This window comes from Mesorhizobium sp. M7A.F.Ca.CA.002.15.2.1 (assembly GCF_003998715.1).
Classification (GTDB): domain Bacteria; phylum Pseudomonadota; class Alphaproteobacteria; order Rhizobiales; family Rhizobiaceae; genus Mesorhizobium; species Mesorhizobium ciceri.
Genome location: NZ_RZPI01000334.1, coordinates 1 through 5,889, shown reverse-complemented (window position 1 = coordinate 5,889; position 5,889 = coordinate 1). Strand labels below are relative to the sequence as shown.

The following is a 5,889-nucleotide window of genomic DNA, read 5'->3' as shown; positions in this document are numbered from 1 at the left end:
GGCTAGAACGCCATGCGGGAGGACATGTTTCGCTGGTGTTTGGGGATTCTTCTGTCTGACCGACACCTCCGGTGTGACGCTGTTCGCTTCCCAGCAAGAAGATTCGCCCACGTCATCCGGGGACAGAAAAAACGCACCAACCAGATTTACAACTGACATGTTAGTGAGATATCACTGCCTTCGAACTTCTTTTCGGAGACTCCCGGTGACATCACGTTTTGGCCTTTCGGCCGCCCTCGCCACGCCTTTCGATGCCTCCGGGCAGATCGCCACCGCCCTCATGGTCGCCCAGGCCAAGCGTTGCCTGGCGGAGGGGTGCACCAGTGTTACGCTTTTTGGCACCACCGGCGAAGGCGCATCGGTTGGCACCGGGGAGCGGCGGTCGGTGACCGAAGCCATGCTGGCTGCCGGCATCCTGCCGCATCAGCTTGTTGCCGGCGTGCTGGTCGATGCGGCCGAAGACGCCGCTGAGCAGGCCCGGCATGCCTTGCAGCGCGGCGCCCGCAACATTCTGCTGGCGCCGCCGAGCTACTTCAAGAATGTCGGCGACGATGGTCTTTTCGGCTGGTTTTCCACTGTCTTTGCCGTGCTCGGTCCCCTCGCCCGTGGCGTTCTGCTCTACAACATTCCGTCGGTCACCATGGTGCAGCTCTCGCTTGACCTGATCGGCCGATTGCGTACGGCTTTTCCGGATGTCATTGCGGGGGTCAAGGATTCCGGCGGGGATTGGGACTACAGCGAGGCGCTGCTCGGCGCCCATGGCGATCTGGTGATCTTGATCGGTGACGAGCGGCATCTGGCACGAGCCGTGCGAATTGGTGCTCAAGGCGCAATCTCCGGCATGGCCAATTTCGTTACCAGCGAAATCCGGGCCATGGCCGGGGACGGGCGCGACGACACACGCGTCGAGCGTTTCGGGCTCGAATTGCTCAAACACCCGGTAACGCCGGCGGTGAAGGTCATGGTGGCGCGCAAAACCGGCGACGACCGCTGGCTGGCGGTCCGTCCGCCGCTGGAGCCGATCGGTTCGCAGGGGCGACAACAGCTGGCTGACGCCTATGATGGGCTGTTTGCCAGGGAATCAGCCTGACCGGCAAAGGGATACGCGCTGAAATGGAAGACGGCAGCGAGCCGACCACGCTTAGGGAAAAAGCCTATGCCAGCTTCACGCGGCATTTGCTGGCCCGCGATCTGCTGCCGGGCCAGTTCGTATCGCAGCGCGAACTGGTCGCCTTCACCGGTCTGCCGCTCGGCGCCATTCGCGAAATCGTGCCGCGTCTCGAGGCCGAAGGGCTTCTGACGACGATCCCGCAGCGCGGCATGCAGATCGCCCATATCGACATCAGCCTGATCCGCGAGGCTTTTCAGTTCCGCCTGTTCATGGAACGCGAAGCGGTGGCGCTGTTCACCGTCAGCGCTTCCGATGACGAACTTGCCCGCCTGCGGCGTGAACACGAGGAGATGCTGGCTCAAGCCCTTTCGCAGGCGCCGACGCCGGAAATGGAAGCCAGGGCGCAGAGCATCGACTGGGCGATGCACGACACTTTCATCGATGCGCTGGGCAACGAGATCATCGCCAAGGCCTATCTGGTCAACTCGGTGAAGATCCGGCTGATCCATCAGGAGCGCTTCCGCATCGACGGGCGCGTCGTGCCGGTCATGCGTGAGCACCTTGCGGTCATCGAAGCCATGGAAAGCCGCGACCCGCAGAAGGCGGTCGAGGCGATCAGCCTGCACATCGACAAGGCGCGCCGGCTGGCGCTGCAAATCTGAGGAAGCATGAGCCGCGTCGCGGTCGCGACGCATTCGACAACGACAGCAACCGGGAGGAAGAAATGTCGTCCAATCTGTTCAACCCAACCAGGAGGCAACTCCTCCAGGGAACCGCGGCACTTGCCGCCGCCGGCCTTGTGGGTGTTCGCCCAGGCTTTGCCGCGGCCGTCGACTGGAAGCGCTTTGCCGGCACGACGCTCGACGTCAATCTGGTGAAAAGCCCGCGCAGCGACACCCTGATAAAATATCTCGCCGAGTTCGAGGAGTTGACCGGGATCAAGGTCAATGCCGAGGCAACGCCTGAGCAGCAGCAGCGCCAGAAGACGGTGATCGAATTGAGCTCCGGCAAGCCGAGCTTCGACGTCGTGCATCTGAGCTACCATGTGCAGAAGCGGCAGTTCGAAAAAGGCGGCTGGCTTGCCGACATATCAGGCTATCTCGCCGACCCCACCCTTACCGATCCGGGTCTGGTCGAAAACGATTTCGCCGACGCCGGCATGCTGTTCGCCAAGGACGGTCAGGGCGTGCTGCGCTCGCTGCCCTTCTCGGTCGACTACTGGATCGTTTACTGGAACAAGGAGTTGTTCGAGGCCAAGGGCCTCAAATATCCCGAAACCTTCGAGCAGCTGGTGGCCGCGGCCGAGGCGCTGACCGACCCGTCGACCAATACTTATGGTTTCGTCGCCCGCGGCATCAAGAACGCCAACACGCCGGTGTGGACATCGCTCATGCTCGGCTACGACATGACGCCACTCGACGCTCAGGGCAAGCTGCGCACGACGTCGCCCGAGGCGATCGAGGCCGCCGGGCTCTACCAGCGGCTGATGACCAAATCCGCGCCTCCAGGCGTCACTGGCTTCAACTGGGCCGAAGCGCAGTCCGCCTTCCTGCAAGGCAAGATCGGCATGTGGTTCGATGGCGTCGGCTTTGCCCCGCCGATGGAAAATCCGGAAAAATCGCGGGTGGTCGGCAAGGTCGGCTATGGCGTCATGCCCAAGGGTCCCAAGGCGCACGCGGCTGGCACCTTCGGCGACGGTATCGGCGTGACGGCCACCAGCGAGAAGAAGGAGGCCGCCTATCTGTTCTGCCAGTGGGCAGTGTCGCCGGTCATGGGCGCGCGCCTGCTGCAGGCAGGCGCCGGCGTACCGTTCCGCAAATCGGTGCTCGAAGATCCAAAGGTGCGCGAAGGCGTCACCATGCCGGCAAGCTGGCTCGATGCGGTGGTCGGCTCCGGCAATGTGAGCCGGCTGTCGCTGCCGGTCATCATCCCGGTCACAGAGTTCCGCGACATCTACGGCGTGGCGCTGACCAATTTGATCGCCGGCGCTGATCCCGCCGAGGAGTTGAAGAAGGCTACCGACCAATTCCAGCCGGTCCTCGACAGGAGCGAGCAAGGCTGATGTCCGCCACCACCCCAGAACGCACCGGGGTGACGACGCAAGCCATCGAAGGGAGCCAGACGATCCGGCTGGCTCCCAACTACTGGCCTTTCGTCGTTCCGGCGCTCGTCGTCGTCGGCGCCGTGATCGTCTTTCCCTGGGCCTTCACGCTGTGGATGAGCGTCAACCGCTGGACGCTCGGCCAGTCGCGAAGCTTTGCCGGGATGGAGAATTATCTGCGGCTGGCGTACGACCAACGCTTCTGGGAATCGCTTCTCCATACGTTGAGCTACACCTTCCTTTCGGTTGCCGCGCCGATGTTGCTCGGCACCATCGCCGCCCTGATCTTCGACGCCAGGTTTCCGCTGCGTGGCCTGCTGCGCGGCGTCTTCGTGATGCCTATGATGGCAACGCCCGTCGCCGTGGCGCTGGTCTGGACGATGATGTTCCACCCCCAGCTCGGCGTCCTCAACTATCTTCTGTCGCTGGTCGGCATTCCGGCGCAGGAATGGATCTTCAACGCCAACACGGTCATCCCGTCGCTGGTTGCGGTCGAGACCTGGCAGTGGACGCCGCTGGTGATGCTGATCGTGCTCGGCGGCCTGGCGTCCGTGCCGCGCGAGCCGTTCGAAAGCGCCGAAATCGACGGCGCCAATGCCTGGCAGCAATTCCGCTATCTCACCTTGCCGATGATCGCGCCGTTCCTGATGATCGCGGTGATCATCCGCACCATCGACGCACTGAAGAGTTTCGACATCATCTACGCGATGACCCAGGGCGGGCCGGGCACGGCCTCGGAGACCATCAACATCTATCTCTACAACACCGCCTTCTCCTACTACGACATCGGCTATGGCTCGGCCATGGCCGTGGTGTTCTTCATCGTCATCGTCGCCCTGTCCTTCATCCTCCTGATGTTGCGCCAGCGCTCGCAGTGGATCGGCGTGGAGGGCAAATAGATGAGTTCACGACTGCTCAACCGGATCGGGCTGTTCTTCGCGGCCCTGGTCTTCGTCTCGCCGGCGATCCTGTTCTTCCTCTGGATGATCTCGCTGTCGCTGAAATTCGAGATCGACAACGGCGCCTATCCGCCGATCCTGATCCCCGAACATCTCGCCTGGTCGAACTATGCAAAAGTGTTCGAGGAGAACAATTTCCTGCTCTATCTCTGGAATTCGGTTCTGGTGACCGGCACGGCGACGCTTTTGGCGCTGCTGATCGGCGTGCCGGCCGGCTATGGCATCGCGCGGCTCAAGGCCGAGCGATCGGCGGTGGTCATCATGATCGCCCGCATGACGCCGGGGCTTTCCTATCTCATCCCGCTGTTCCTGCTGTTCCAATGGGTCGGCATTCTCGGCACGCTGTGGCCGCAGATCATCATCCATCTGGTGGTGACCGTGCCGATCGTCGTCTGGGTGATGATCGGCTATTTCGAGACCACCCCGATGGAACTGGAAGAGGCCGCCAACATCGACGGCGCCAGTTCCTGGCAGGTGTTCCGGCTGGTCGCCTTGCCCATCGCCAAGCCGGGCATAGTGGTCGCCTTTATCCTGTCCGTCATCTTCTCATGGAACAATTTCGTCTTCGGCGTGGTGCTCGCCAGCCGTGAAACGCGCACGCTGCCGGTCGCCGTCTACAACATGCTCTCCTACGAGCAAGTGAGCTGGGGGCCGCTCGCCGCCGCGGCCCTGGTGGTGACACTGCCGGTACTGGTCCTGACCATGTTCGCACAAAGGCAGATCGTCGCCGGACTGACCGCGGGCGCCGTCAAGGGCGGCTGAAGGCACGCTACGGCATCGCACTCTTTTTCGAGGAAAACCCAATGGCATCGGTCACAATCAACAACGTGCAAAAGGCTTTCGGAACGGCCAGGATTATCCACGATGTCAGCGTCGATATCGCTGACGGCGAGTTCGTCATCCTGGTCGGCCCGTCGGGCTGCGGGAAGTCGACGCTGCTGCGCATGATTGCCGGACTTGAAACGATCTCGGGCGGCAGGATCGCCATTGGCGATCGCACCGTCAACAATCTGCGGGCGCGCGACCGCAACATCGCCATGGTGTTCCAGAACTACGCGCTCTATCCGCACATGACGGTGGCCGACAATATGGGCTTTGCCCTCAAGATCAAGAAAGCCGATCCGGCCGACACCGCAAGCCGCGTCGGCAGGGCCGCCAGCATCCTGGGCCTCGACAAGCTGCTCGACCGCTATCCGCGCCAGCTCTCCGGCGGCCAGCGCCAGCGCGTCGCCATGGGCCGCGCCATCGTGCGCGACCCGCAAGTCTTCCTGTTCGACGAGCCGCTCAGCAATCTCGACGCCAAATTGCGCGTCCAGATGCGCGGCGAGATCAAGGCGTTGCACCAGCGGCTGGGCACCACCACCATTTACGTCACGCATGATCAGATCGAGGCCATGACCATGGCCGACAAGATCGTCGTGCTGCATGACGGCCTTGTCGAGCAGATCGGTGCGCCGCTCGACCTCTATGACCGTCCGGCCAATCTGTTCGTTGCCGGCTTCATTGGCTCGCCGGCCATGAACTTCATTGCCGGCCGCGTCGAGGAAGGCGTTTTCCGCAGCGCCAGTGGGCTGACCCTGCCGCTGCCGGAAGGCATCAACCTGGCAAAAATTCCCGTGGGTGAACTCATCTACGGCATCCGTCCCGAACATATCCGAGCAACGATTTCCCAGGGTATTGCCGGCACGATCGTGCTTCTGGAAGCCACGGGTTCGGAA

Annotated in this window: 6 protein-coding genes; all 6 read left to right on the top strand. The window is 62.5% G+C overall.

Translation table 11 applies throughout. From position 1 onward, the window contains the following. The first annotated feature begins 205 nt into the window (after positions 1-205). On the top strand, positions 206-1,090 hold the full coding sequence (locus ENZ74_RS18835) for a dihydrodipicolinate synthase family protein (RefSeq protein ID WP_127312917.1): 885 nt from the start codon (positions 206-208) through the stop codon (positions 1,088-1,090). Between the two features lie 23 nt (positions 1,091-1,113). Further along, positions 1,114-1,773, top strand: a complete 660-nt coding sequence (locus tag ENZ74_RS18830) for a GntR family transcriptional regulator (protein WP_063167949.1) — start codon at positions 1,114-1,116, stop codon at positions 1,771-1,773. Positions 1,774-1,835: 62 nt separating this feature from the next. Beyond that, a complete protein-coding gene (locus ENZ74_RS18825) occupies positions 1,836-3,173 on the top strand; it encodes a sugar ABC transporter substrate-binding protein (protein WP_027161536.1) in 1,338 nt (445 codons plus the stop codon). Continuing rightward, on the top strand, positions 3,173-4,111 hold the full coding sequence (locus tag ENZ74_RS18820) for a sugar ABC transporter permease (protein ID WP_013531801.1): 939 nt from the start codon (positions 3,173-3,175) through the stop codon (positions 4,109-4,111). The genes ENZ74_RS18825 and ENZ74_RS18820 overlap by 1 nt, the downstream gene beginning before the upstream one ends. Further along, the gene (locus tag ENZ74_RS18815) at positions 4,112-4,933 is read left to right on the top strand and encodes a carbohydrate ABC transporter permease (RefSeq protein WP_013531802.1); all 822 of its coding nucleotides are present in this window, start codon (positions 4,112-4,114) and stop codon (positions 4,931-4,933) included. 41 nt (positions 4,934-4,974) lie between these two features. Beyond that, positions 4,975-5,889, top strand: a 915-nt coding sequence (gene ugpC / locus ENZ74_RS18810; protein WP_127312916.1) for a sn-glycerol-3-phosphate ABC transporter ATP-binding protein UgpC, incomplete at its 3' end; no start/stop codon positions are given.

What these genes read in the sequence shown, in the direction of transcription:
- ENZ74_RS18830 (WP_063167949.1), top strand. Translation starts at nt 1,114, where the DNA reads ATGGAAGACGGCAGCGAGCCGACCACGCTTAGGGAAAAAGCCTATGCC.
- ENZ74_RS18825 (WP_027161536.1), top strand. Translation starts at nt 1,836, where the DNA reads ATGTCGTCCAATCTGTTCAACCCAACCAGGAGGCAACTCCTCCAGGGA.
- ENZ74_RS18820 (WP_013531801.1), top strand. Translation starts at nt 3,173, where the DNA reads ATGTCCGCCACCACCCCAGAACGCACCGGGGTGACGACGCAAGCCATC.
- ENZ74_RS18815 (WP_013531802.1), top strand. Translation starts at nt 4,112, where the DNA reads ATGAGTTCACGACTGCTCAACCGGATCGGGCTGTTCTTCGCGGCCCTG.